Source organism: Paraburkholderia sp. WS6, assembly GCF_030464835.1.
Lineage (GTDB): Bacteria > Pseudomonadota > Gammaproteobacteria > Burkholderiales > Burkholderiaceae > Paraburkholderia > Paraburkholderia madseniana.
Map to the genome: position 1 here is coordinate 140,922 of NZ_JALQCK010000007.1, position 25,683 is coordinate 166,604.

A 25,683-nucleotide genomic window follows, 5' to 3' on the forward strand; every position below is an offset into this window, starting at 1 on the left:
GGACGCCTCGCCCAAACCTGCATGACGCCATAGGGGCTAATGACACAACACCCGTGGGCCGGCATTATTCCATCGGACTCTCAAGATTCTGTTCGAGCCTGCGTGAGCGTGTTCGCCACTGCCCGATGCGTCGCTTTCGCGCGACGCGTTCGGGCATGCCGTCATCCGGAGGTGGCGGGCGCGATCGGCGAGGCATCGCTGAAAAGCGGAGCCATGTCGAGATTGGAGATGCGCTTGCCGAGCGCGCCGAGATCGAGGTCGCCCGATTTCCCGATCAGCGCATAGCTCAACTCCGCTTGCCGCCACGTCGCGACGTCCATTGCATCGACCGTCTTCGTCGCGACCGGCTGGTCCGGTTTCGAGTCTTTCATCACGCACAGCGCAATGGGCGGGCCATTTTTTGGCAGATAGACGATCTGTACGAGCGGCTTGTTATTGAAGCGCAGGCGTTGCACCGACTTGAACGTCAGCCCGGCGCTTGTCAGGTCCGGAACGCGCAGGGCGAGCCGGTCGTCGCTGCGAATATCCCTGACGGCCTTTGCGGCGGCCTCCGGATCTTCCTGCGTGTACGCGACGGTATCGCGCGTGTACAGCTTCTGATAACCGACCGCCGCCGCCACCCACGGCGACACGTCGGCGTTGGCGGTCATCTGCGCGCCGCCGCTTGCAAGCGGGCCGAGCCGCACGAACAGGCCGCAGGCGAAAGCGCCGGCTACGCAAGCGGCGGCAAGCCAAACCGGCATGGCGCGCAGACGCGAGCGCACGGGTTCGGAGGGCGCTTTTTCGCCGGGAGGCAGGGCCGGGTCGTTCGATTCCGGGGCGCGATGCGCGCGGACCATCTCGTCGACCTTGAGCTTCAGCGAATCGGGCACCGGCGGGAGCTTCTGCTGCGCGAAGGCGTCCTCGAAATCGAGCCGTGAAGCGCGCAACAGCGCAACCTTTGCCCTTGCTTCGGCGGACTCGCGCAGTCGCGCTTCGACCGCGCTGCGATCCTCGGGCGACAGGCCGCCATCCACGTAAGCGAGCAGTTGAGCGTCGTCAGCCATCATGCGATTGAATCCTTTTGTATCTTCGCGGGCCGCACTTTCGGCGTCTCGCCGCCAAGCAGTGCGCCGACCGCCTGGCGGGCGCGCGACAGGCGGCTCATGACCGTGCCGATGGGCACCTCGAGCACGTCGGCGGCTTGCTGATAGCTCAGGCCTTCCACGGCGACGAGCAGCATCACGACGCGCTGCGCTTCCGGCAAGCGCTCGACGGCCTCGATGATCTGGCCGTGCATCAATTGCGTTTCGGGACCCCTGTCGACGGGGTCGGGAAGATTTTCGAGGAAGTCGTCGTCCCAATCGAAACTGGACCGTTTACGCACGCTGCGGGCGCGCAGTTCGTTGATCCAGGTCGAATGGACGATCGAGAACATCCAGCTCAAAGGAGCCGTGTCGGGCTGAAGCTGATGGGCGCGTTCGAGCCCGCGCAGGCAGGCGCGTTGCACGAGATCCTCCGCATCATGCTGGTCCCCCGACAGGCGAAGCGCGAACGCCCACAAGCGCGGCAGCATTTCGGGAAGCATGCCTGGTAAATCTGCACCGTTCATTGAACGAAAATCTCCCATGTTCCCCGAGACGCGTTCGAAAGCACTGCGAGCACGTCAACCTCGCACCAATATTTGGACTATCGTTCGCCACCGTTTTTTCGCCACGAAGTTCGAACAGTCTAGTTTAACTTGAGACTGAACAATGCGTGAAAGTGGTCCTTGCTGCATCGACGAAGGTCTCGATGCCGTTCTTTCTAGCGGCGACGCGTACCGGCCCCTACCTCTTCGCGCGTTCGCCGGTCGAACGAAACCGCGTAGCCGGCCGAGCGTGCGGCGAGCAGCGGATCGTCTGAGGGCGCGATGCCATAGGGGAGGATCAGCGGATCGAAATTGATGTCCCGGCAGGCGCCGTCGATCTGGCTCTCGGCGCGCTCGATCACAATCGTGCCGGCGTCCACCCGATGCAATTCGCGCTCGGGCGGCCATGCGCGCGTCGCGTCGTCGACCGGATCCCCCGGGCGTGCCGGCGTCAGCATCAGGTGCCAGGAAACGGGGCCGGTCTGCAGACGGAGGTCGAGATCGCGCGCGAGAAAGTCGGAATCGCGCGCCGGGTTAGTACGTTCGTTCGAAGGCGCATAGGGTGTGTCTGGAACGACACTCCAGCGGACGAAACGCGTGTTGCCATTGGCATCGACGAAACGGAACGCGTCGATGCCGAAGTAACTTGCGTTATAGAAAGCCGAGGAAGGCGGATGGGTATCGACCCACGCGCGAAAGGCCGTCGTTTCGGGGTGCTGCGAAAAAAAGGCGCTCAATTTCGCGGGATCAGGCAGGCCGCTCCGCGCATCCGGGCGCAGCGCCACCAGTTGCTCGTACAGCGCCTGTGGCGTGGCGACCTGGAAGATCGGCACGGAGTTCATTGCGGTGCGCCATTGTTCTCCGTTGCGCAGCGAGAAGAGCAGTGCAAAGCTGCGCACGGACGCGTTGGCGTCGTCCTGGGCGGGATTGCCGCCCGGTGCGGAGAGGCGGCCGATCACGGGGGTGCGGCCGCGCTCGAACACACGCGCGCGCGAAAGTGCGGCGCCGCTTCCGTTGCTGTCGAAATAGCCGCTTACGCAGACTCCCTTGGCATGATTGCGGCGAAAGCCGGCATGCCTGCCCATGCCGTCCTCGAAGGCGTCGATCATCCGGGCGGGCGTCAGGGCGGGCTCGCTGCCCGGCCATTGAATCCAGTCCGCGGCCCACGCGAACGCTCCGGCGACAGCCGCAATGACGATCACGATGAGGGCGTATCGGAGAACAAGCCACGATGGCTGGGGGCGGGACATGATGCAGCGTGAAAGCGAAACGCGCCGATCCAGAAAGTTGACGAGTATAGAGCAGGGTACGTTTCGCTGCTTGGCTGCCCAATGGAATCTATTCGCCGTGAACCGCGGATCTTGTCACCTCGTCACGGAATAAAACGGCTTCAATGAGAAGATCGCGGCTGAGGTCGGCGTTCAGGGCGCCCGCCGCCTCCGCCAGTTCGCTATTGGGTGACGTCGATCCGACCATAGACACCAGTCGTCGGTGTCGGGCCGGCAGCGAAGAACAAGGTATTGAGCGGCTGATTGGCAGCGTTGTTGCCGAACGAGATGCCCCAGATACCCGGCTGTTTGAATGTCGATCCGTCCGATTGCGTCATGGCGCCGATGAACGAACCGGAATTGGGATCGAACGCGTCGATGGTGCCATCGCCAAAATTCCCGACCAACAGATCATTGCTCAGTGCACCGAAATTAGCCGGCGCCACCGCAAGACCCCAGGGTGAATTCAGCGATCCGCCCTGGGCAATGCGCTTCGTGAGATGCCCGGCCGTGTCGAACGCGTCGACGGCGCCGTTGCCCGGGCCGTTCACCTGCGTGTGTCCATCGGGACCGAGCTTCGCAAACGTCACATATACGGTTGTACCGACCACACGTATTCCGAAAGGGGACAAGCCGGCAGGCAGGCTGGGATCCTTGAATTGCCCGTCGAGTTGCAGCTTGTTGAACGACTTGTCGAACACATCGACCTTGCCGTTATGGAAGTCCGCCGCGTAGAGCAGGTTCTGACCGGCATTCGTGCCGATGGCGAGGCCCTTGTAGACCGCGCCGCCAGAGCCGTCGTCGTGCGCGTTGACCGCTTGCGTCGGCAATACCTTCGGCGACCAGGCGGCGATCGTGCCCGCGTCGGTGGCCCAGAGAAAGACCGCGTTGCTTGTAACGCCGTTTTCGCTAATTTCAAAGTCGGTGCTGGCATTGAACACGATGCCCGTCGGACCGGCAGCTTGCCCGCTTGCCGCGGGCGGGATCGTCACGACGAGCGACTGCACGACGCCATTGCCGTCATAGAGCGTCGACTTTTTCGTATTGTTGTCGGACACCCACATGACGCCGGTTGGGTTGAAGGCGATGCCCCAGCCGTTCTTGAGATTGGCGTCCGTGTTCGGTGCGCTCACACTGCCGTCGGAAACCAGCACGGTGGCCTTGAAAGGCCCAGTGACCGGGGCCGGCGGCGTGGAATTGTCGCTGCTGCCACCGCACGCGGTGAGTGTTGCCGCGCAAGCGGCGAATGACCAGGCAATAAAAGTCTTCTGACGCAGTTTCATTTTCGCGGATTCCTCTTGTGTTCGGAGTGGCGCCCGCCGCAATCGTCTCTCTCCACCTGCGATGCACGCGAACGAACGATCCGGGCGCGCGCAATGGAAGGGGCGTGCAACCAGGGAACAGGAATTCCACGGATTGAATTGCCCGATCCCGTTGGCTCTGAATCGTCCTTCTCCGAACGCCTGGGCTTGCGTTTTTATTCCGCGACGGAAAACAGTCTCAAGCGACAAGAAACCTGCGTTGTTCTGGAATATCTCATCGGTCAACGGTGTTGTGGAAAAGGCAGAACCGCCGCAACGCCCTTCATCGCCCGATTCGAGGACCCCATGCCTGACCACTACAATCTGCTCGTCTACTACGACGGATCGCCTGAATCCAGATCGGCCTTACTGCGCGTGACCCGTTTGGGATATGCGTTGACCGCTACAGTTCATGTCCTCTCTGTTGTGGATATTGGCTCGGCTGTCGGCTGCAGTGTTGGGTACCTATCGGACATGGCGTGTTTGCAAATGGAAGGCGCGGCGAAGCAGGTCCTGAAGGAAGCGCTGGACCATCTGAGAGCGAGCGGAACGGTGGCGCGCGGATATGTTGCAGCAGGTAACGTGGTCGATAGCATGGCCAGGTACGCAGGCTTGCTCAACGCGGACCTGCTTGTGCTGGGTCACCGCAATCCGCGCGGACTGGCAAGATGGTGGAGCCAGCCATCCAACCACGCGGAGCTGGTGAAACGCGCCGCAGGGCGTGCTGTTATTACGGTGCCGTTAGATTAGATGATGGCGCTACGGATATACACGCCGTTGTCCGGCGGGTCGAACATCTCGCCGACCGAAGTCGAACATGCCCTTACTGTTCATCGCGGCGTGAGCGAGGCAGCGATTATCGGCGTGCCGGATGCCGGCTACTACCATGCGAGCAAGTACGCGCTTGACCTTGCGCACAAACAGCTTGCTGCCATGTTCGAGGATTTTGATGAGTGGGAGACGCTCTCACGAAGTACTGCGTTTGACGAGGCGGGGTAGGTTCCCATGACGATGAGCAAGCTCAAGCGTCTGGTCGAGCTGCTCGCCGGTATCTCCACTACACCCCATCGCTGCCATACCGCAGCGGTGCGTTCTTCAGCACGAGCGCCATCGGTGTTTTTCAGGCGTGCACCGAAAGTATTTCGACGCGATCTAATAACCCGCTGAGCCCACGCACCGCCTGACAACTAGCGAAACTAAGGCGCGGATGTCGGCTCGGCGCTTCCAGCCTTTTGAGGCACGGCTTTCTGGTTCGTGTTTTTGTGGTGAGGTTTCTTGCCTGCGCTATGAGCCTTTTGTTCGGCTTTCCGTTGCGTGTCCTGCATCTGCTTCGTCCCGGGAGTGCCTGTCTGTGCCACGACTTCCGGAGCAAATGCGAATGACACGGCAAGACTTGCAGCGACTGCCAGCGAAACCGCGTAACGACTTTCCATGGTTCTCTCCCAAGTCAGACGCCGGGGGGCGTGACCAAGACATCAATCTACTCCATTGATGGCATGGCCGCGACCTGATGCGTGTGCGCCGGCGTTCAGATTTTTGCGGGCAATGGCAAGGTGGTATGCGCCGCGGCCCGCATCTCAGCCAGCAATGCTTCGCCTGACCATGAAGGGCGCACGTCGGCTCGCTCGGCTTCGCGCACGAGTTCGCATAGCCGTGCGTTGACTGGTGCCGTTTGCCCAAGGCGTTGGGCGAGACGCACGACCTCGCCATTGATCCAGTCGATTTCCGTGGCGCGCCCGGCCGCCAGGTCGTCGGACATCGACGAGCGCGCGAGCGGATCGATCGTCAGCATCGTGCGGCCCAGCCGTTCGAACAACGCATCAGGCACGCTGAGAACACGCGGTATCCACGTGGCTGGAAGCGGCGTCACTCTGGCCGGTCGTATGCCGGCCCGCTTCAGCAGCGCGAGCGCTTCTTTCTGCGCCATCGCGAGGCAAAGCCGATAGGCGCGTTGCGAGAGCTCTTCCTTCAAAGGCCGGTTCGCTAGCGCGTTGATGGCATTGTTGAGGTTGAGCAACAGCTTCGCCCACTGCACCGGCAGCATATCGGCGTGCTGGATCAGCGGCAGACCCGCTCTCCTGAACTCGTCGACGAATGGCTGCATGGCCGGCGCATGCCTGATCTCCAGTTCTCCCGCTGAACCTTGATGAAACGCACCCGGGCCGCGTTCGACGACATTGAATGGCACCATCCCTTCCAGCACCGTGTGCTGTGGCAGCGCGGCGCGCAGCACGTCCGCATTGCCAATGCCGTTCTGGAAGCTCACGACGATCGTGCCGGGGCGTAGCACGTTCGCCAGTTCGGCCGCGGCCGTGGGCGTCGCGGCAGACTTGACGGTGACGAGCACGAGATCGGCTGCGGCGGCGCTGGCCGCGTCCGTCGATACGTCGATGCGTTCCGACGGGGCATGCCAGCGGCTATCGTCGTGCCGCGACAGCGTGATGCCTTGATTGCGCAACAGGTCGGCCACGCGTGCACGTCCAATGAAACTGACGTCGCTTCCTCCGGCGAGAAGCCGTCCGCCGACATAGCAACCAATTGAGCCGGCACCGTAGATAAAGATCTTTGCCATACAGGTTCTCACGTGACCTACCAGGTTACATCCGCGTTGCGTTGAATCGGCAAGCGCGGCCTATGACGCTTGATACATGCTTACGCTGTTTGCCCGGCATAGGCCTTCGTGCGCCGGACATCTCGCGAACGGACTGCACTAGTCGGCATATCCAGGGTTGCGGCGATCGAGCCGACGCAGCAGCCCAGGCCACACCAGCGCTCCGGGCGTGAGGCCCCGCGTCGCCATCCGGATCTGGTCCTTGATGCCGGCGAGAATCGGCTGCGGGATTGGCGTGAGCTTGCCGCCGCCTGACTGGGCGCGCACCTGAATCATGCAGGCTGCTTCAAAGAAGTACATGGCGACGAAGGCGTCCGCCGGCGCCGCGCCAACCGTCAGCAGGCCGTGGTTGCGCAGCATCAGATAAGTGTTGCTTCCGAGGTCCTGAACGAGACGGGGCTTCTCGGCTTCATTGAGCGCGATGCCTTCGTAGTCGTGGTAGCCGAGCGATGCCAGCACACCCAGTGACTGCTGGGAGAGCGGCAGCAATCCCGCCTCCTGCGCCGACACGGCAACGCCGTTGACCGAGTGAGTGTGCATCACGCAATGGGCGTCTTCGCGTGCCGCATGCACGGCGCTATGGATCGTAAAGCCGGCCGGATTGACGTCATACGGCGATTCGGCAACCTTGCGGCCGTCGAGGCCGATCTTGACCAGCGAAGAGGCGGTGATTTCGTCGAACATCATCCCGTAGGGGTTGATCAGGAAATGGTGTTCGGGGCCCGGCACGCGCGCCGAGATATGGGTAAACACCAGATCGTCCCACCCAAACAGCGCCGTGAGACGGTACGCGGCCGCGAGATTGACTCGCGCTTCCCATTCGGCAGGTGAAACGTCGTTCTTCAGACTGACAGCAGATGAGGCCACGTCGACACTCCTTATTCGATGGTTCAAGCAATGGGACAACCTGGAATAACCCGGAACAACACTGAATAGCGCCCTGCGAAATCGCTCATTTTGCGCCCGCGACGCTGCAGGTGCAGCAGGGATCAAAGTCATTGCGTCGTCAGATGCGAATCCACATGATGTTCGCGAACCCGCCTAAAATCTGTCGGATACCCGACAGGTCGACGCGCCAATGGAATCCAGCCTGCACCGCTACCGGTCACAACTCGAAACGACCCCATGGTTCCGGGGCCTGCCTGTCGAGTTGCGGGACTATCTGATCAGCCATGCCAGCCTGCTCACGCTGGAAAAGGGCCAATTCCTGTATCGGCGAGGTGAACAGTCTTATGGCCTGTACGCCGTGCTGGGCGGCGCGCTCGCTATCGGCACAGTCGGAATGGATGGGAAAGAGGCGTTGCTCGCGGTGCTCGGACCGACTGCATGGGTGGGGGAGATCTCGATGTTCGATGGGCTGCCGCGGCCGAACGACGCCACGGCCGTCAGCAGGACGTTGTTGCTGCACGTGCCCGGGGCCGCGCTGCAGAACCTGCTCGATGCCACGCCCCGTTATTGGCGAGATTTTGCGTTGCTGATGGCGCAAAGACTTCGGGTTTCATTCGAGAATGCCGAAGCGATGACCCTGTTGCCCGCGGCACAGCGCGTGGCCAACCGTTTGCTGATGATCGCCGGAGGTTATGGCGGTCTCAATGCCTCGCAGAGCAGGATAAGGGTCTCGCAAGACAGCCTGGCTTCGATGGTGTCGCTGTCGCGACAGACCACGAATCAGTTGCTCAGGAACCTCGAAAGTCAACGCATAGTGAGCCTGAAATCCGGGGAAATCACCATTCTCGATTTCGACCGATTGCGCGCGGCCAGTCTCGGCGATCCCAATCCGTAACTGTTCCGACGGTTCGTGGTGGCGTGGGTGAGCGTGCTGCTTATGAATGCGCTTTTGTCACCGTCGTCACGAGGTCGCGGCGGTTTCTTCTTTTGCGGCCACCGGACCTCTTTTGTCCTGTTCGCCGGCACCACCCGGCTGCCCAGGACGCAACAACAAACCGCCCAGCACACCGGCCGCCGCCGCGAGGATCGCACCGAACAGAAACGCTACGTGATAGCCGCTATTGAGCGCCGCCACCGCGTTTTCGGACGCCTGCATTGCGTCACTGCGTGCGGCGGCGAGACTCGCGAGCACGGCGAGGCCGAGTGCGCCCCCCATCATCAACGACGTATTGACGATGCCGGACGCGAGGCCCGAATCGCTCGGGTCGACGTCGCTCATGGCGGCCAGCAGCAGGGCATTGAATGCAATGCCGGCGCCGAAGCCGAACAGGATCATGCCGGGCAGCACGTCGAGCACAAAGCTGCCATTAACCGGTGCGCGAGCGAACAACGCGAGGCCACACGCTGCACAGAGCAGCCCGGCGGCAAGCGGCACGCGCAGACCGAAGCGCATCACGGCGCGCGCCGACAGGCTCAGCGAACAGAACGCCATGATCAGACTGGCCGGCAAAAACGCGAGCCCGACCTGCAAGGGCCGGTAGCCGAGCACGCGCTGCAGATACAACGCGGAGATGAAGAACCACGCGAACATCGCCGCCGCCCACAGCACACCGACCAAATTGGCGGTTGCGACATTGCGCAAGCGGAACAGACCGAGTGGCATCAACGGATGCTGCACGCGCGCTTCGATCACGAGAAACACGGCCAGCAGCGCGAGCGCGGCGAACAGAAGACCGAGCGTCTGCGCCGAGGTCCAGCCCGCTTCGTTGCCATTCACGACTGCGTACACGGCCAGCATCAGCGAAGCGGTGACTGTGACCGCGCCGGCCACGTCGAGCCGCTCGCCATGAGCATGGCCGCGCGCCGATGGCAGGAGCGCGACGCACAGCGCGTAGACGGCGATGCCAATCGGCAAGTTGACCAGAAAGATCCAGTGCCAGCTGAGCAGGTTGGTCAGCAGACCGCCGAGCAACACGCCGATGCTGCCGCCGCCCGCGCAGACGAAACCGTATATGCCCATCGCTTTGGCGCGTTCGCCCGCTTCGGTGAACAGATTCATGATCAGCGACAGCGAAACTGCGGAGACCACTGCGCCGCCCAAACCCTGCACGGCACGCGCGCACACCAGCAGAATTTGCGAATCCGCCAGGCCGCACGCGAGCGACGCCAGCGTGAACAGCGTGATGCCGCCGAGGAACAGCTTGCGATGGCCGTAGAGATCGCCCAGCCGTCCGCCCAGCAGCAGGCAGCCGCCGAAGGTGAGCATGTACGCGTTGACCACCCACACCAGCGAGGTTTCGCTAAAGCCGAGGTCCGCGGCGATCGACGGCAAGGCAACGTTTACGATCGTCGTATCGAGCACGATCATGAGCACGCCGAGGCACAGAACGATCAGCGCCAGCCAGCGTTTGTTGCCGTGGATGGAATGGGTCATGCAGGGGCTCCTTTTGCCTGGGTCGATCGGGCGCAAGCGGGCGCAAGCGGGTGCCAGCGGATGCCGGACGCGCCATCAATCGGCACGATTCGGCAACCCGATCGGCAACCCGTTGATGGCGGTGCTATCTCACGCGGCGAGCGCGGCGGTCGCTTTCTTCGCCGAGGCGATGGCCCCACTGCGTGTCTCTTCACCCATCGCCACGCCTTCTGCGCGAATGAAGGTGATATCCGTGATGCCCAGGAAGCCGAACGCGGCCTTCAGATAGGTTTCCTGATGATCGAAGAAGGCGACGGGCGAGCCTTCGCTGTAAACACCACCGCGCGACGAGGCGATAACCAACTTCTTGCCGCCGGCCAGTCCGATCGGGCCGTGCTCACCGTAGCTGAACGTCTTCCCGGCGACCGAGATGCGGTCGATCCAGGCCTTCAGTTGGGAGGGCACGCCAAAGTTGTACATCGGCGAGCCGATGACCACGATATCGGCGGCCAGGAACTCCTCGAGCGCGACCTGTCCCAAGGCGACGTCGGACTTCAATGCCTCGTCGACCGGAGCGCCTTGCGCGGCCGCGAGGTGCGCTGCCGTCAGATGGCCGATCGGCGTGGCGGCCAGGTCGAGACGAGTGACGGTAAGGTCGGAATGGCGGGTCCGGAAAGTCGCGACGACTTCCGCTGACAGATCGCGGCTGACGGAGCCTTGTCCGAGGATGCTGGAATCTACGTGTAGCAGTTTCATGAAAATGATCTCCGAAGTGGCAGACGATGCGTCTGCCGGAAACCCGCACGATAGGCTCCGACCTGCAATCTGGATAGCCTATATTTTCAGATGAAACCCATCGCTTTAGTAGATATGTTCCTGGCGGAGTAGAGGAGGATCAGTTTAAGGCGCGAACGACTCGCGGATGCGCGAGTCGTTGCTGGCGAGAGGGGTAACCCGGCAGTAGCGCGGGGTACTTTAACTGCTCTTCACGCGCGCGGATGCGCGGGGCCGGCTACCTGACTTGACCGAACGTGGTTCGGCCTTTTCCGCACAAGGCGTCTCCGGCGGCTTGCTGAAGACGAGTGTCTCGACCATCTGCCAATACGCGTCGACAACCGCTGGATCGGACGCCGAGACATTGCTGGTTGCCAGCATTTCCGGGCCGAATCCGGAAAGCGTCGATGTCAGGCTGATCATGAGGTAGTGCAGGAGGATCGGTTCGACTTTGGGCAAGGTGTTTTCATCCTGCGCCGCGCGAATCTGTGGAATTAGCCAGTTGATCAACGGCTTGAGCACTGTGTCGGCGAGCCACTGCAAACGCGGGCTGTACACGAGGAACTCTTGCAGCATGAAGCGGTGAAACTGGGGAAAATCAACCGTGAACCGGAACAACGAGCGATACACGAGTTTTACCCGGTCCGCCGCCATGGCAGGGGGCGTATCCGTCAGATTGGTGTCCCACTCCTGGCGAATGCGTTCGAACACAAACTCAGCCACCGCCTGCCAGAGAACGTCTTTGGATCGGTAGTGGTAGGTGATAAGCGGATGTTGCAGGCCGATGCGATCTGCGATGCTACGAATACTCGCAGCCTCAAAGCCTTTCGTGGCGAATTCGGCAAGTGCCGCGTTCAGGATCGCGGCGCGGGTTTCCTGCGCCCGCTGCTGCTCTGCACGTTTGAGTTCGGTTGGTCTGCTTTTATTACCAACGTTCTTGGAACCTGCGCTGTCCGCCATTTGGTTTCTCGATTGGGAAATTCGTTATTGCGTTGCTTCTGTGCTCCGGTGCCTTCCGCCTTCAGACAGACCAGCGCCGGGTAGGCTTGGCAGGCCGCGACCGTCAACGAAGGCAGGCTTCGCAACGGTATCACACACTCACCGCCGAAGCCTGGCCGCGCTGAACCCGTTGAGCACAGTCGATTTGGCCGGCACAGTAACACACTATTTAACGACCGCCGGCCTGATGCGCCAACAACTTCAAGCGAGGCAAGGCATGCCGTTGGTCCGGCAAAAATCACGAGGCTAAAGAGGTGCCTAATCGTCAGACAAAAATTGCATCGCACATGCCGCATGCTCAGTCGATCCGACGCTCCTTGCCGTTCAATTTCCTTTTAAATTGACACATCGTAAAGTATAATGAAGATAACTTGACTGGTCCAGGTATTCTGACCGGCCGACGACAGAACTGAATCCGACTACAGATTTAATTCACGGATCAAGGACAGATGGAAAGCAAAATCACGCTGACATCAAGTGACGACATCGCCTTCGTTACGCTGGTGAACGAAGCACGCGCGAACTCGATCGACAAGGCGTTCTGCGATGAACTGCTGGGCACTCTCCGCGAGATTGAGGGGGCGTCGAAGTATCGCGCGGTGATACTTCAAGCCACGGGCAGGATATTTTCAGCCGGCGGAGAGCTTCGCCAGATCTTCGACGGACTGCAGCGTTCCGATTCCTACCTCGAATCGTTAATTACCGCACTGCACACCACGATTGTGGCGATGCGGCGCTTGCCGATACCTGTGATCGCTAGCGTTCAAGGGGCGGCAGCAGGTGCGGGCTTTTCGCTGGCAATGGCGTGCGACCTGGTGGTCGCGTCGAGCACTGCGCGCTTTGTCGTCGGCTACGCCAAGCTGGGAACATCCAGCGACGGTGGCCTGTCGTTTCATCTGGCGCGTCGATTGGGAGCGGCGAGGGCATTGGAGATCCTGTTGACGCGCGACTCATTGAGTGCGGACGAGGCTGGACAGTTAGGGCTCGTCCAGAGCATTGCCGAACCCGCTTCCTTGCAGGACACTACGCTGGCGCTCGCGCGGAAAGTCATCGATGTACCCGTGGCAGCGGTCAGAGAAATGAAATCGCTTGTTGGGATGGTGGCCGAAGATAACCTTGAGCGCCATCTTGAACAGGAAAAACATGCTTTCCTGCGATGCGCGTCGACGAAAGCGTTTTCCGACCGAGTCGCACAATTCATCGCAAACTCTGAATCGCCCAGAAGGGCATCGACCTGAAGATAAAAATCTCGTCTCAGGGAAGGTCCGCAAAAGTCCTGAACTGAGATGCTGTTATCTCGTGCGGTCCGTACATCCCCATCTCCTCTGCCAGTTGGCGTCCTCGTAAAGTCGCTACTGCGCGACGTCGCCATCGATTCCCGATCTGATCGGCTGCCAGATTCAATCTCCTTCCAGGTCCTTGCGTGAAGTCGGGTACCCGTTCCCTTCATTCGTCAGGCGAAGCATACCTGGGGATACTCCTATCCAAATTAAACTATACGAGTGGAAAATTTAGACATATCCTTCTTTCAGCACCTTCGATGTGCCGTTTGGTAGTGCGTTCAAAATGACAAAGGAGACTGGAGATGAAGAGATTGTCCTTGGCCGCCGCGCTTTTTTGTGTCACGCCTGTGGTGGTGTACGCGCAAAGTTCAGTGACACTGTACGGTCTGCTGGATGAAGGCCTGACCTACACAAGCAATCAGAACGGACATTCAGGCTGGTTGCTTCAGAGCGGAGGTGGATCACTGTCCAGATGGGGGCTGCGCGGCGCCGAAGATCTGGGTGGAGGTTACAAAGCAGTCTTCACGTTGGAAAACGGCTTTGACGTGTCCAGCGGAAACCTGTCGAACAATGGGCGTCTGTTCGGTCGCCAGGCGTATGTCGGAATCTCAAGCCCGTATGGGACGTTCACGCTTGGGCGTCAATACGAGGAAGTCGCCGAAATGCTTTCCCCCGTCGCAGCCGGCTTGAACTGGGCGGTCTACTTCGCTCACGCCGGTGACGTTGACAACGTTGGAGGGAGCATACGCATCAACAACTCGGTCAAATACGCCAGTCCAAAAATAGCAGGGTTCACATTGGGTGCGCTCTATAGCTTTGGTGGGCAGCCCGGACAATTCTCCACGAATAGCGTGACGTCGGTGGGACTGAGTTACAACGGGATTAGCTTCCCACTGTATGTTGCGGCTGCCTATACGATCATCAAGAATCCGTTTGCTGCCGCATTCGATAGCATCACACCGCGAAACATCATTTATGCCCCGTACGTGCAGAACGCGCAAAGCGAATCCATCGCAGGGGTAGGTGCATCGTACAAGCTCGGCAGCGCTTCAATTGCTTTCACGTACACGTCGACGCAATTCAAGAAAGGCTTTCTTGGCAGTAACGTGCGGTTTGACAACTACGAGGGCAACGTCGGCTACTTCATTACGCCCTTTCTGCTCGCAGGTGCGGCGTACATCTACACGCACGGCAAAGTGGATGCGACCTCCGCGACGCCAATCTATCGGGCAATCGATCTCTACACCAACTATTTCCTCTCGAAGCGGACGGACATTTACTTTGCGGCCGAACTGCTGAAAGCGGCGGGTTCGGCGACTCGCGCCCAGATCACGTTGATTCCTTCACCGTCGAGTGGACAAACGCAGGGTTTGTTGCGAGTTGGAATTCGTCACCGGTTTTAACGAACATGTGATGTCGTTGCTGTCGAGAGACAAGTGAAACCCGATTGACACCCGATTGACACCGAAACCAGGTGACCGATCATCAAGGACAATGCGATGAATAGCATAGGCTATGCCCAGCGGGATGTGCGCGAGATTTTTAACGATATGCCGATGGGGCGTAAGCAGTGGACTGTGTTCCTCATCTGCTTCGCGGCAACAGCGATCGAGGGTTTCGACACCATTGTGATCAGTTTTATCGCGCCTGCGATAAGCCAGCATTGGCAGCTATCGAGCGCAGCGCTCTCGCCTCTGGTGGCTTTCGGACTAACCGGCTTACTGATTGGATCGATTGTTGGAGGAACACTGGCTGACCGTGTCGGTCGTCGAACGGTGAGCATCGTGGCAATCGCATGGTTTGGCATCGCGGGTGTGATGTCGAGCGAAGCACAGTCGATATTTCAGCTCATTGCCTTGCGTTTCATAACCGGCCTCGGCATCGGAGCAGCGATGCCGGCTACGTCGGCGATCGTCGCTGAATATAGCCCCGACCGTTCACGCTCAGCGATGCTTGCATCGACTTACTGTGGATTTCTTTTCGGTGCGGCAGCCGCTGGTCTGGTGACGTCTCTCGCTATCGGGACACTGGGGTGGCGAGGCATGCTGGTACTGAGTGGTCTTTTGCCGCTTGGGGTCGTTGCTTTATTTGCGTGGCAAGTGCCCGAGTCGCCGCTCTACGTCGTGGCCAGTCGAAGGTCCAATGACGAGGCGCAGCGAATTCTCGGCAAAGTGTTTCCGTCTTTAGACTGCTCTGGAATGCATCTATTTATCGCGGAAACGCGTGAATCGGTCAGCGGAAGCAGGGCGCTGTTGAGCGCGAATTACCGGCTTGGCACCGTGTTGACGTGGCTTGCGGAGTTTGCGGGTTATCTGGTGTTCTTTCTGATTGGAAGCTGGATGCCGACCCACCTGAAGCAGGTGGGGCTATCGATGCACGACGCCTCGCAAGTATCGTCGATGTTCCAGTTCGGTGCGCTCGGCGGCGCGGTTCTATTCGCCATCCTTGTTCGTCGCTATAACGTGGCATCGGTCGTTTCCGTGGCGTTCGGCGCAGGCTCGCTGCTTGTCGTAGCGTTGGGCATCTCCGAAGCCACCCAGTGGCACGCGGGCGTGGTCTTCCTGTCCGGCATAGCTGTTGGAGGACCGCTGATATGCGTCAACACCATTCCGGGCATTTTCTATCCAACTGCGCTGCGTGCGTCTGGCGGTGGCTGGAACGTTGCGATCGGACGGCTCGGGTCGATCGTCGGTTCGTCGTTGATCGGCCTGATCGTCATATCGGGTTTTCCGTACCTGCTCACATGTGCGTTGTTGTCGATACCGCTTTTGATGGCTTGCGTATGCATGATCGTCATGGCCCGAGTGCTCTCTGCACAACGGCGATTGCTGACCGAACACGTGGCGGACATCAGTACCGGATCGGCGGATGATCCACCGTTGCCGAACAGCACCACGCAGTGACGGTATGGCGCTAGCACGCGCGGTTATGGACACGTAGCCGTTCCTCGGGCGCAATTCATTTGGGATTCAAACTTTTATTTTTTGGCACGTCGTTCGTCTTGCATACTTTACGGACGTGAAGTATAGTGAATTACGGAACCTGCCTGATCGTGCGGCTCTCGATGAGCGAACGCAAAAGCGCATGTCGGCGGGTAAAGCAAATTTTCGGCCTTGAGACGGCCGTCTGTTGACGCCGAACAGGCCAACGAAGGAGGAGACATGATTGAAGAACGCGACATCGTCGTAACGATGCGGGACGGAACCCGTCTTGCGGTAGACGTTTATCGACCGGATGCGGATGGCAAGTATCCCGTGCTGTACGCTTCAGCGCTGCACAACAAGGATCTCCAGGGTCCGGATATTGCGGATGTCTTGCCCCCACAGCCCGCGCATGCGCCGCTCTGGTTCGGGCCGATAGAAGCCGGGGACACTCGCCGCTTCATCGCCAATGGCTATGTGCACGTCATTGCGCAACCGCGCGGCTCCGCCAAGTCGGAAGGTCACTATGGCGAGGAGAATACTGACCATTACGACATGATCGAATGGATCACGCAGCAGCCGTGGTCCGACGGCAAGGTCGGCATGGTGGGTATCTCGGGTTTCGCGGGTGAACAATGGCGTGCGGCGGCGCAGGGCCACCCCGCGCTCAAGGCAATTTTTCCGTATGACGCCTGTAGTGCATACGGCGGGATGTTCGGGTTTCGGGATTTCAATCCCGGTGGCGTCATTCACACGTTCCCGTATCTGCTTGACGTTTTCAGCACGGTGCATGAGCCGCGCGGTGTGCCGGGTACGTTACCTGAAGCGCAAGAGGAACTCTGGCGCGCGGCCATGCGTAATCCCGACTACAAGATGTACATCAATCTGTACAACATCCTGACGCAGAAGGGGCAGCGCACAGGGGTGATGTACCACATCATGACGAACCCTTGGGAGCCGGAAGGGACGGTCGAACGAGCCGAGGAAATTTTCAAGTCGATCAAGGTGCCGTTCTATACCGGCTCTGGCGCCTACGCTTACACGTACAAATTGCACTGGCTTGGCGCGCAGCATTACTTCAGCAATGTCAAACAGCCGCGCAAGCTGATCTTTACGGGCCCTGCGCATCTGGAGCGGCCATTCCATCAGTATCACGACGAGGTTATTCGCTGGTACGACTACTGGTTGAAGGGTATCGATACCGGCATCATGAACGAACCGCCGGTCCGTTACTGGGTGATGGGCGCCAACGAATGGCGAACGGGTAGTGACTGGCCTTTGCCGGAGACGCAATGGGCGAAGTACTACCTGTCAGGCTGGGAGCAGCTTTCCACAGACGCCCCTCGACCTTCAGCGGAGGTTGGCAACGCGCATCGGGAACCTGATGTCTTCACGCAAATGCCGCTCAAAAAGACGTCCAAGGTTGAGCGCCTGCGTTACATGACAGAGCCGCTTGCGCAGGACGTGTTGGTGGCGGGTCCCATTTCGCTGACGCTCTATGCTGAGATTGATCAGACGGATACGAACTGGATTGTCGTACTCAAGGACGTCGGTCCGGACGTATCGGTGGTTACTGCACGCGTCGGCGAACGGTCGGTGCCGGAGACGCTACCTGAGCGTGAACTTACCCGCGGCTGGCTGAAAGCGTCATACCGTGCAACGGATCCTGCGCGATCCACGCTTGCGGAGCCGTTCCACAAATTGACGAAAGAGTCGATCTCGCCTGTCACACCTGGCGAGATCGTCAAGTATGAAATCCAGGTGCTCGCAACGGCAAACCAGTTCAAGGCCGGCCATCGGATCTGTATCGAGATCTGCAGCATGGACGCGCCGACAGGAACGGGCGCGATGACCGATGTCGAATACATTCCGTATCACGTCACCAGCAGCAACACGGTCACTCACAAGGTTTACCGTGACGCGGATCGTCCTTCACATCTGCTTCTTCCGATCATTCCGTTGAATCAAGAGAACTCCTGAATTACGAAACATTCCCGAGCGTCACAGGCGCTCGGTGAATCTGACTGAATAGTGAGGTTAGGCGATGAAAAGCATACGTTTTGAGCGCGACGGGAAGGTCGGGAATATCGTTCTGGCGAATCCGCCGTACAACCGTCTCGATGCACGGTTTGCAGAGTGTCTCCGGCAGGCGGTTCATGAAGCCAGCGAAAGCGACATCCGGGTACTGGTCGTTCGGGCCGAAGGGCCCAACTTCAGTCTCGGTGGCGAGGTTCGCGAATGGCCGGGAAAGGACTTGAACTGGTTTCGCACCTTCGTCGCGGAAATCAATACTTCGTATCGCGCGATCGAAGCGCTCCGCGTCCCGACGGTGGCGGTGGTGCAGGGTCTGGCTTTTGGCGGCGGCTTTGAACTCGCGTTGAACTGCGACTTCATTGTGGCGTCAACCGACGCCGTGTTCCGGTGCGTCGAGGTCACGACGGCGATGCTTCCTATTGCGGGAGCGCTGCAGCGGCTGGCCGAGCGTGTGGGACGCAGCAACGCGTCCCGTTTCGCGATGCTGGGTGAAGCGATTCCCGGCAGCGTGGCCCGGGACCTCGGAATTGCAACGCACGTGGCTGAACCCGATGCGCTCGAACGTGTTGCTGTCGAGCTGGTTACGCAGCTCTCCGACGGTCCGACGCTTTCGTACGCAGCCACGCGCACCCTGCTCAAGGTCTGGTCAAGTGGCGGCATTCCCGGTGCGGATGCCACCATGCTGGATGTGTGCATGGACCTGTACAACACGGAGGATGCCACGCGAGGTTTCGCCAACACAGCCGAGGCGTTTGATCGCGATGAAGAACCCGGTGAGATGGTTTTTCACGGGAAATAAAGCGTTTTCGATGTCGGCCTTCGACAGGGGCCGACGGCATTGCAATCGCTAGATAACTCCGTTCAGCGGAATTTTTGACGGAAACGCGCAGTAACGATGGAGGATGGCTTCATGCACACTTTACCCGGTTCCCTTACGCTCGAAGCGCCTGCCGATGGCGTTGCCTACGTGCGGGGTTCGACGGACGTTCCGTTGAGCGAGTCTACAGTCGGCCAGTTTCTGAGGGAAACAGCACGCAGATTTCCTGATCAGCAAGCTGTGGTATTCCGGGAGCAACTTGTACGGTGGACATGGAGCGAATTTGACGATCATGTTGATCAGCTCGCCGCAGGGCTTCTGTCGTTGGGAATAGGAAAAGGGGACCGCGTTGGCATCTGGTCTCCCAACCGGTTCGAATGGTTGCTCACGCAGTTCGCGACGGCGCGCATCGGTGCTGTGCTGGTCAACATCAATCCCGCCTATCGTGTTTCGGAACTCGAGTACGCATTGCGGAAAGTGAAATGCAAGGCGCTCGTCACCGCCGAGAGCTTCAAAACGTCGAACTACATTTCGATGTTGCTCGACATAGCGCCCGAACTCGCGTCGCAGCAGCCGGACGAGTTGAAGGTCGAACGTCTGCCGGACCTTCGCACGGTGATCTCCGTGGGTGACTGGCGCGTATCGGGCGTCATGTCGTTCCACACGGTCATGCAGCGTGGAGAGGGGATTCTTCGAGACGAAGGGCGTGAGGCAATCGACACCGTCGAGCAAACACTTTCTTCTCAGGACCCGATCAATATCCAGTTCACGAGCGGCACCACCGGCAGCCCCAAGGGTGCAACGCTGACGCACCGAAACATCGTCAACAACGCACGCTTTGTCGGCATGGCGATGAAGCTGTCCGAAGCCGACTCGCTTTGTATTCCTGTGCCGCTATACCACTGTTTCGGCATGGTGCTCGGCGTATTGGCGTGCGTGTCGGTTGGCGCTCAGATGGTCTTCCCGGGCGAAGGATTCGACGCTGGCGCGACCCTCGCAGCCGTCTCGGAAGAGCGTTGCACTGCACTTCACGGGGTGCCGACCATGTTTATCGCTGAACTGGGGCATGCGGACTTTGCATCGTTTGATCTGAGCACTCTGCGGACCGGGATCATGGCTGGATCGCCTTGTCCGGTCGAGACAATGAATCAGGTTGTGACCAGGATGAATATGCGAGAGGTCACCATTGCGTATGGCATGACAGAGACCAGCCCCGTATCGTTTCAGAGCGGAACCACGGATCCGCTCGATAAGCGCACGACAACGGTCGGGCGGATTCAACCTCATCTCGAAGTCAAGATCGTTGATTTCGACGGTAAGACTGTATCGGTCGGCGAGACGGGAGAACTCTGTACACGAGGGTACTCGGTGATGCAGGGGTACTGGGAAGACGAGACAAAAACGCGCGAAAGCATCGTTGACGGATGGATGCATACGGGTGATCTCGCAACGATCGATGCCGACGGATATTGCAACATCGTCGGAAGGTTGAAGGACATGGTGATTCGAGGGGGAGAGAATATCTATCCCCGCGAAGTTGAGGAATACCTCTTCAGGCATCCAAAAATACAGAATGTGCAGGTGTTCGGCGTGCCGGATGAGAAGAACGGCGAGGAGTTGTGCGCCTGGATCGTGCTTCGAAAAGGCGAAGGTTCGACTGAGGAGGACATCAGAGACTTTTGCCGAGGACAGATCGCGCACTATAAGGTACCCAAATATATTCGCTTCGTGAGCGAACTGCCTATGACTGTTACGGGAAAAGTACAGAAGTTCGCCATGCGTGAGGAGATGATCCGCTATCTCAATCTGACCGAGCACAAGACCGCCTGACAGGTTAGCGAAAACCGGACAGGATCGTAAAAACAGAGACTCGTACACTCACCTTGAATTAGTTATCCGAACTACACGGAAACGGTGAGGCACGAAGGCATGACAATTGGAGGTGTCGAATGTATGAAATAACCACGGACGTACTCATCGTCGGAACGGGGCCTGCCGGCTCCGCCAGTGCCGCGCTGCTTTCGACGTACGGTATCGACAACATGGTCATCAACCAGTATCGCTGGCTGGCCAACACGCCGCGGGCGCACATCACGAACCTGCGCACCATGGAGGTCCTGCGCGACCTCGGCCAGCAGGTGGAGCAGGAGGCCTACCTGCACGCGACCGATCAGGATCTGATGGGTGGAACGGTTTTCTGCGAAAGCCTGACCGGTGAGGAGATTGGCCGGGTGCCCAGTTGGGGACTGCATCCGCTCTCAAGAGCGGAACGTCAATTGTCGAGTCCGACCAAGATGAACGATTTGCCGCAGACGTTCATGGAGCCGCTGCTTTTCAAAACGGCTTGCTCGCGAGGAACTGAAGCGCGGATGAGCACGGAATATCTGAGTCATACGCAAACTGACGAGGGTGTTCTCACGCGCTGCCGTGACCGATTGTCCGGGGAGGAGTTCACGGTCAAATCAAAGTACCTGATCGGCGCGGACGGCGGGAATTCCAAGGTCGCAAAGGACGCAGGTCTGCCTTTCGAAGGGCAGATGGGTGTGCGGGGATCGATGAACATCTGGTTCCGTGCGGACCTGTCTGAATTCGTCGCACACCGCCCGGCAGTGTTGTACCCAATCATGCAACCGGGTGCAGAAGTGGGCGGTATCGGGATGGGCCTGATCCGGATGGTTCGGCCGTGGCACGAGTGGTTGATCGTTTGGGGCTATGACATCAACGAACCGGTGCCGGTTGTGGACGAGGCAAAGGCCACCACGATCGCACGCCAACTCGTGGGTAAGCCGGATCTCGAGATCGAACTGTTGGGTGCGAATACCTGGACAGTGAACAACATGTACGCGACCCGCATGCAGGAGGGGAGAGTGTTCTGCATGGGCGATGCGACCCACCGGCACCCACCGTCCGGCGGGTTGGGCTCCAACACGTCGATTCAGGATGCGTTTAACCTCGCATGGAAGCTCGCGGAAGTCATCAAGGGGCGCGCGGGTGAAGCGTTTCTGGATACCTATTCGGCCGAGCGTGCGCCGATCGCCAAGCAGGTTGTAACCCGCGCGAACCAGTCGATTGCCGAATTTGCTCCGCTCTATAGCGCGCTTGGAATCGACAAATCGAACGACGGCGAGGTCTTGCAAGCGAATATGCATGCTCGAAGCGGGTCCACGGCGGCCGCCGAAAAACAGCGCGACGAAATCCGGGAAGCATTGGCGTTCAAGCGATATGAACTGGACGCCCAGGGCGTAGAGATGAATCAACGCTATCAATCGAGCGCTGCGGTGACCGATGGACAAGCCGAACCGGAGTTCACGCGTGACCGTGAGCTGTATTACCAGGCGACGACATGGCCGGGCGCGCGTCTGCCGCATGCCTGGGTTTTCGACGCCCGTGGACGGCAACACTCCACGCTTGACCTCGCGGGACATGGGCGATTCGTACTGTTCACCGGTCTGGGCGGCGAAGCATGGGTCGAGGCTGCCTCAAAGGTCGGTGAGGAGCTGGGGTTGAAGATTGACGTACATGTAATTGGTCCGCGGCAGGCCTATGCGGACCACACGGGCGACTGGGCTCGCGTGCGTGAAATCGGCGACAGTGGTTGCGTATTGACCCGCCCGGACCATCATGTTGCGTGGCGTAGCCTTACTTTGCCGAGTGATCCGGCAGCCGAACTTCGCCGGGCCTTGGGACAGGTGCTCTCGAAGTAAATACTGGAAGCGAGCGTCTCGCCTGGATTCGTGTGATTGCGGGTCGACGGCGGGACGCATGCACAATTCGTCGGGCACCGTTAGTCTTGCTCGCCGCAGGCATGTGGGCCCACTCGTGATGGAACCGTTTCTGCGGTGTCGCAATCGTGCCCCACGTCGCGAGGGTGGACCTTCGCCACGAAATGGAGTTTCAAATGAATCAGCAGGAACGTTGGAGGCAGGGCACGGATAGCGGTCTTCCAAAGCGCGTACACATTGTCGAAGTCGGGCCTAGAGACGGTTTGCAGGCGGAAAGCACGTTCATACCAACGGACACCAAGATTGAACTGGTCAATCGACTCGTTGGCGCCGGCGTACGAAGAATCGAAGCGGCGTCCTTCGTGTCGCCAAAATGGATTCCGCAAATGGCCGACGGCGCGCAAGTCATGGCTGGAATCGATCGCGCAGCGGGGGTCTCGTACGCCGCGCTGACACCCAACATGAGAGGGCTCGAGGCCGCGATTGAGAGCAAGGTCGACGAGGTCGTCATTTTCGGTGCCGCGAGCGAAGCATTTTCCATTCGCAACATCAATTGTTCTGTAGCGGAATCGCTCGAACGCTTTGCGCCGGTCGCGCGGATAGCGAAAGAAACGGGATTGCAATTGCGCGCCAGCATTTCATGCTCCTTTGGATGTCCGTACCAGGGGCCGGTGAGCGTTGATGCCGTCGTCGATATGGTCAGGCGCTTTCGCGATCTGGGGTGTGACGAAATCGATATTGCCGACACCATTGGGGTGGGCACGGCGCACCAGGTTCAGCGAGTGGTTGAGGCCGCTTCCAGGGAGTTTCCGTTGGCAAGTCTCGCTGGCCACTTTCACGATACCTATGGGCAGGCATTGGCAAATATCTTCGGTGCCCTTCAGGTCGGAATGACAACGTTCCACGCGTCCGTTGGTGGACTGGGCGGTTGCCCCTATGCCAAAGGCGCAACTGGCAATGTTGCCACCGAAGATCTGCTCTACCTTCTAGATGGCCTCGGGGTCGAAACAGGCATTGACCTGGACGCCGTCGTTTCGATTGGCGATTGGGTGAGTCAGCAAATGGGCCGGGAGAACGGCGCACGCTCGGGTAAGGCACTGATGGCGCGCAAGGTACTCAATTGATGTTGTTGTGTCGACGGAGATCGCCCGTTTAGAGCGGGCGTCGGCAAATGGCGCGTTGCGGGATGCGGCCCCTCTAGCGTGATGCAAATGCTCCAAACACGAGCTGCTCCACGGTGCGCCAATATTCTTCGGCCAGCGCCGGATCGGATGGCGATAGATCACTGGTCGCCGAAAATTCCGGACCGAAGCTCGAGAGGGTCGACGTCAAACTAATCAGCATATAGTGGAAAACAATAGGCTCGACGTTGGGTAGCGCGTGTTCCTCCTGGGCGGCGCGGATTTGCGGAAGTAACCAGCCGATCAGCGGTTTCAGGAAAGCATCGGCGAGCCATTGCAGCCGCGAGCTGGAACCTAGCGATTCCTGAAGTATGAAGCGGTGAAACTCGGGAAACGCTACAGTGAAACGAAATAGCGCCCTATATGCCAGCTTGAGCCGATCGACCGCGCTAGCCGGACCGAAGCTGGACAGACTTGCATCGCGTTCTTGCCGGACACGTTCGAATACATATTCGGCTACCGCCTGCCACAGAATCTCTTTGGAACGAAAGTGGTAGGTAACGAGCGGATGTTGCATTCCAATCCGCTCTGCAATGCTACGAATACTCGCGACCTCGAAACCCTTTGATGAAAATTCAGTAAGGGCCGCATTTAAGATGGCCGAGCGCGTTTCCTGCGCGCGAAGCTGTTCAGTACGCTTCAGTTCAACCGGGCGACGTGCCCGGATATCTCTTGCCTCAGGAAGTGTATGTGACGCCATGTGCGAATACCTTGCGACACGTTGAAATGAATAATGAGTGTCTGGATCATTGGTCCGGACGAAACTCGCTCTACAAGCCATCAATCGGTGCGTTACCGTCGAATGCGCGCTGCAGTAAAGCGCGAATTGCTCCGCGTTCTAGCGAGCGGGGATTCCAGTAGGCGTTGTTGCAGGCAATGTCGGCCGCCTGGTCGAGTTGTTCTTCGAGCATACCGATCTCCTTCAGCGCAACGGGCGCACCGTTTGCGCGCGCGAGTTCGTACAGACCTTGTGCAGCGCTGTCGTGCCCGAGCGCCCGCGCAATCCGTCTCATCGCATCAGGCACAGCGCCTGCGTTGTACGCCAGGGCGTGCGGCAGCACAATGGTATGGGTGGGTGCGTGCGGCAGATTGAAACTCCCGCCGAGCGTATGGCATAGCTTGTGATGCAACGCCATGCCGACGCTTCCGAGCACGGCGCCGCAAAGCCAGGCACCATAAAGCGCATCGGCGCGTGCGGATGGGTCGTTCGGCTGGGCGACGATTTTGGGTAAGCTGCGCGCGAGCGCCGCGATGCCCTCTTCGGCCATGAGGCTGGTAAGAGGATTGGCATCGCGTGAATACAGACCTTCTGCCGCGTGTGCGATTGCGTTGATGCCGCTGGTCACGGACATGCTTACCGGCAAAGTCAGGGTCAAGTCCGGATCGTAGACAACCGTTTTGGGTAATACGCGCAGATCGGTGCCTGTCCGTTTCAGGCCCGATTCGGTCAACCCGAATATGGGCGTCATTTCACTGCCGGCGTAGGTGGTTGGCACGGCGAGAATGGGCAGACCTGTCTCGAGAGCAAGACCCTTCGCGAGGCCGATTGCGGAGCCGCCGCCCACGGCGATGAGGCAGTCGGCATCCAGCGACGCGGCAACCGTGCGTACCTCCGTGACCAGTTCGACCGGCACGTGCATGGCAGCTCGATCAAAGACACCCGCTGCGAGCACACCCAACTGATCGGCAACTGATACACCCAATGTGCGTTGTTCGTGACTACACAGAATCAGAGCGCGGCGTACTTGCAGCGTGTGCAATTCGCGTTCGATGTGGCTGCGTGAGCCGCACCCGAAGACGACACGCGTGCCGCGCCCGTTATAGACGAATTCAGATGGTGACATGGCGGGTCCCGGCGAAAA

Annotated in this window: 22 protein-coding genes; 11 read left to right on the plus strand and 11 right to left on the minus strand. The window is 59.5% G+C overall.

Annotated elements, in window-relative coordinates; translation table 11 throughout:
• Window positions 1-161: 161 nt before the first annotated feature.
• From M0D64_RS11185 to M0D64_RS11200, 4 genes are all read right to left on the minus strand, one after another.
• Entirely contained in the window at window positions 162-1,049 is an 888-nt protein-coding gene (locus M0D64_RS11185) for an anti-sigma factor (RefSeq protein ID WP_266257719.1), read from the minus strand.
• Window positions 1,046-1,591 carry an RNA polymerase sigma factor gene (locus M0D64_RS11190; RefSeq protein ID WP_266257720.1) on the minus strand — a complete coding sequence of 182 codons (546 nt, stop codon included), beginning with the start codon at window positions 1,589-1,591 and terminating at the stop codon, window positions 1,046-1,048. The genes M0D64_RS11185 and M0D64_RS11190 overlap by 4 nt, the downstream gene beginning before the upstream one ends.
• Before the next feature lie 194 nt (window positions 1,592-1,785).
• Entirely contained in the window at window positions 1,786-2,859 is a 1,074-nt protein-coding gene (locus M0D64_RS11195) for a catalase family peroxidase (RefSeq protein WP_266257721.1), read from the minus strand.
• Between the two features lie 200 nt (window positions 2,860-3,059).
• The gene (locus M0D64_RS11200; protein ID WP_266257722.1) at window positions 3,060-4,160 is read right to left on the minus strand and encodes a TIGR03118 family protein; all 1,101 of its coding nucleotides are present in this window, start codon (window positions 4,158-4,160) and stop codon (window positions 3,060-3,062) included.
• A 93-nt stretch (window positions 4,161-4,253) separates the two neighbouring features.
• Here M0D64_RS11200 and M0D64_RS11205 point away from each other — a divergent pair, with 93 nt between their 5' ends.
• On the plus strand, window positions 4,254-4,928 hold the full coding sequence (locus tag M0D64_RS11205) for a universal stress protein (RefSeq protein WP_266257723.1): 675 nt from the start codon (window positions 4,254-4,256) through the stop codon (window positions 4,926-4,928).
• A gap of 3 nt (window positions 4,929-4,931) precedes the next feature.
• On the plus strand, window positions 4,932-5,177 hold the full coding sequence (locus M0D64_RS11210) for a hypothetical protein (protein ID WP_266257724.1): 246 nt from the start codon (window positions 4,932-4,934) through the stop codon (window positions 5,175-5,177).
• A gap of 529 nt (window positions 5,178-5,706) precedes the next feature.
• On the opposite strand, the gene M0D64_RS11215 is transcribed toward M0D64_RS11210, so the two are convergent.
• Together M0D64_RS11215 and M0D64_RS11220 are read right to left on the minus strand one after the other, a co-directional pair.
• On the minus strand, window positions 5,707-6,750 hold the full coding sequence (locus tag M0D64_RS11215; protein WP_266257725.1) for a 2-dehydropantoate 2-reductase: 1,044 nt from the start codon (window positions 6,748-6,750) through the stop codon (window positions 5,707-5,709).
• Window positions 6,751-6,888: 138 nt separating this feature from the next.
• Entirely contained in the window at window positions 6,889-7,656 is a 768-nt protein-coding gene (locus tag M0D64_RS11220) for a class II aldolase/adducin family protein (RefSeq protein ID WP_266257726.1), read from the minus strand.
• A gap of 211 nt (window positions 7,657-7,867) precedes the next feature.
• On the opposite strand from M0D64_RS11220, the gene M0D64_RS11225 reads away from it, so the two are divergent.
• Window positions 7,868-8,572: a Crp/Fnr family transcriptional regulator gene (locus M0D64_RS11225; protein WP_266257727.1), complete on the plus strand. Its 705-nt coding sequence runs from the start codon at window positions 7,868-7,870 to the stop codon at window positions 8,570-8,572.
• Between the two features lie 66 nt (window positions 8,573-8,638).
• On the opposite strand, the gene M0D64_RS11230 is transcribed toward M0D64_RS11225, so the two are convergent.
• The 3 genes from M0D64_RS11230 to M0D64_RS11240 all read right to left on the minus strand — a co-directional run bounded on the left by M0D64_RS11230 (window position 8,639) and on the right by M0D64_RS11240 (window position 11,824).
• Window positions 8,639-10,111: an MFS transporter gene (locus M0D64_RS11230; RefSeq protein WP_266257728.1), complete on the minus strand. Its 1,473-nt coding sequence runs from the start codon at window positions 10,109-10,111 to the stop codon at window positions 8,639-8,641.
• A 129-nt stretch (window positions 10,112-10,240) separates the two neighbouring features.
• Window positions 10,241-10,846, minus strand: a complete 606-nt coding sequence (locus M0D64_RS11235; protein ID WP_266257729.1) for an FMN-dependent NADH-azoreductase — start codon at window positions 10,844-10,846, stop codon at window positions 10,241-10,243.
• 219 nt (window positions 10,847-11,065) lie between these two features.
• Entirely contained in the window at window positions 11,066-11,824 is a 759-nt protein-coding gene (locus M0D64_RS11240; RefSeq protein ID WP_266257730.1) for a TetR/AcrR family transcriptional regulator, read from the minus strand.
• Window positions 11,825-12,312: 488 nt separating this feature from the next.
• Between M0D64_RS11240 and M0D64_RS11245 the strand changes: the two genes are divergently transcribed.
• The 8 genes from M0D64_RS11245 to M0D64_RS11280 all read left to right on the plus strand — a co-directional run bounded on the left by M0D64_RS11245 (window position 12,313) and on the right by M0D64_RS11280 (window position 23,764).
• The gene (locus M0D64_RS11245) at window positions 12,313-13,101 is read left to right on the plus strand and encodes an enoyl-CoA hydratase/isomerase family protein (protein WP_266257731.1); all 789 of its coding nucleotides are present in this window, start codon (window positions 12,313-12,315) and stop codon (window positions 13,099-13,101) included.
• A 347-nt stretch (window positions 13,102-13,448) separates the two neighbouring features.
• Window positions 13,449-14,549 (plus strand): porin, encoded by a 1,101-nt coding sequence (locus tag M0D64_RS11250; RefSeq protein ID WP_154559747.1) that lies wholly within the window; start codon window positions 13,449-13,451, stop codon window positions 14,547-14,549.
• Window positions 14,550-14,645: 96 nt separating this feature from the next.
• A complete protein-coding gene (locus M0D64_RS11255) occupies window positions 14,646-16,049 on the plus strand; it encodes an MFS transporter (protein ID WP_266257732.1) in 1,404 nt (467 codons plus the stop codon).
• 258 nt (window positions 16,050-16,307) lie between these two features.
• Window positions 16,308-18,047, plus strand: coding sequence for a CocE/NonD family hydrolase (locus M0D64_RS11260; protein ID WP_266257733.1), 1,740 nt, complete (start codon window positions 16,308-16,310; stop codon window positions 18,045-18,047).
• 64 nt (window positions 18,048-18,111) lie between these two features.
• Window positions 18,112-18,900, plus strand: a complete 789-nt coding sequence (locus tag M0D64_RS11265) for an enoyl-CoA hydratase/isomerase family protein (protein ID WP_266257734.1) — start codon at window positions 18,112-18,114, stop codon at window positions 18,898-18,900.
• A gap of 111 nt (window positions 18,901-19,011) precedes the next feature.
• Entirely contained in the window at window positions 19,012-20,748 is a 1,737-nt protein-coding gene (locus M0D64_RS11270) for an AMP-binding protein (RefSeq protein WP_266257735.1), read from the plus strand.
• 119 nt (window positions 20,749-20,867) lie between these two features.
• The gene (locus tag M0D64_RS11275) at window positions 20,868-22,622 is read left to right on the plus strand and encodes an FAD-dependent monooxygenase (RefSeq protein ID WP_266257736.1); all 1,755 of its coding nucleotides are present in this window, start codon (window positions 20,868-20,870) and stop codon (window positions 22,620-22,622) included.
• Between the two features lie 194 nt (window positions 22,623-22,816).
• On the plus strand, window positions 22,817-23,764 hold the full coding sequence (locus M0D64_RS11280; RefSeq protein WP_266257817.1) for a hydroxymethylglutaryl-CoA lyase: 948 nt from the start codon (window positions 22,817-22,819) through the stop codon (window positions 23,762-23,764).
• A gap of 73 nt (window positions 23,765-23,837) precedes the next feature.
• Here the strand turns inward: M0D64_RS11280 and M0D64_RS11285 are convergent, their stop codons facing one another.
• Together M0D64_RS11285 and M0D64_RS11290 are read right to left on the minus strand one after the other, a co-directional pair.
• Window positions 23,838-24,521 (minus strand): TetR/AcrR family transcriptional regulator, encoded by a 684-nt coding sequence (locus M0D64_RS11285; RefSeq protein ID WP_266257737.1) that lies wholly within the window; start codon window positions 24,519-24,521, stop codon window positions 23,838-23,840.
• Between the two features lie 70 nt (window positions 24,522-24,591).
• Window positions 24,592-25,665 (minus strand): maleylacetate reductase, encoded by a 1,074-nt coding sequence (locus tag M0D64_RS11290; protein ID WP_266257738.1) that lies wholly within the window; start codon window positions 25,663-25,665, stop codon window positions 24,592-24,594.
• Window positions 25,666-25,683: the final 18 nt, after the last annotated feature.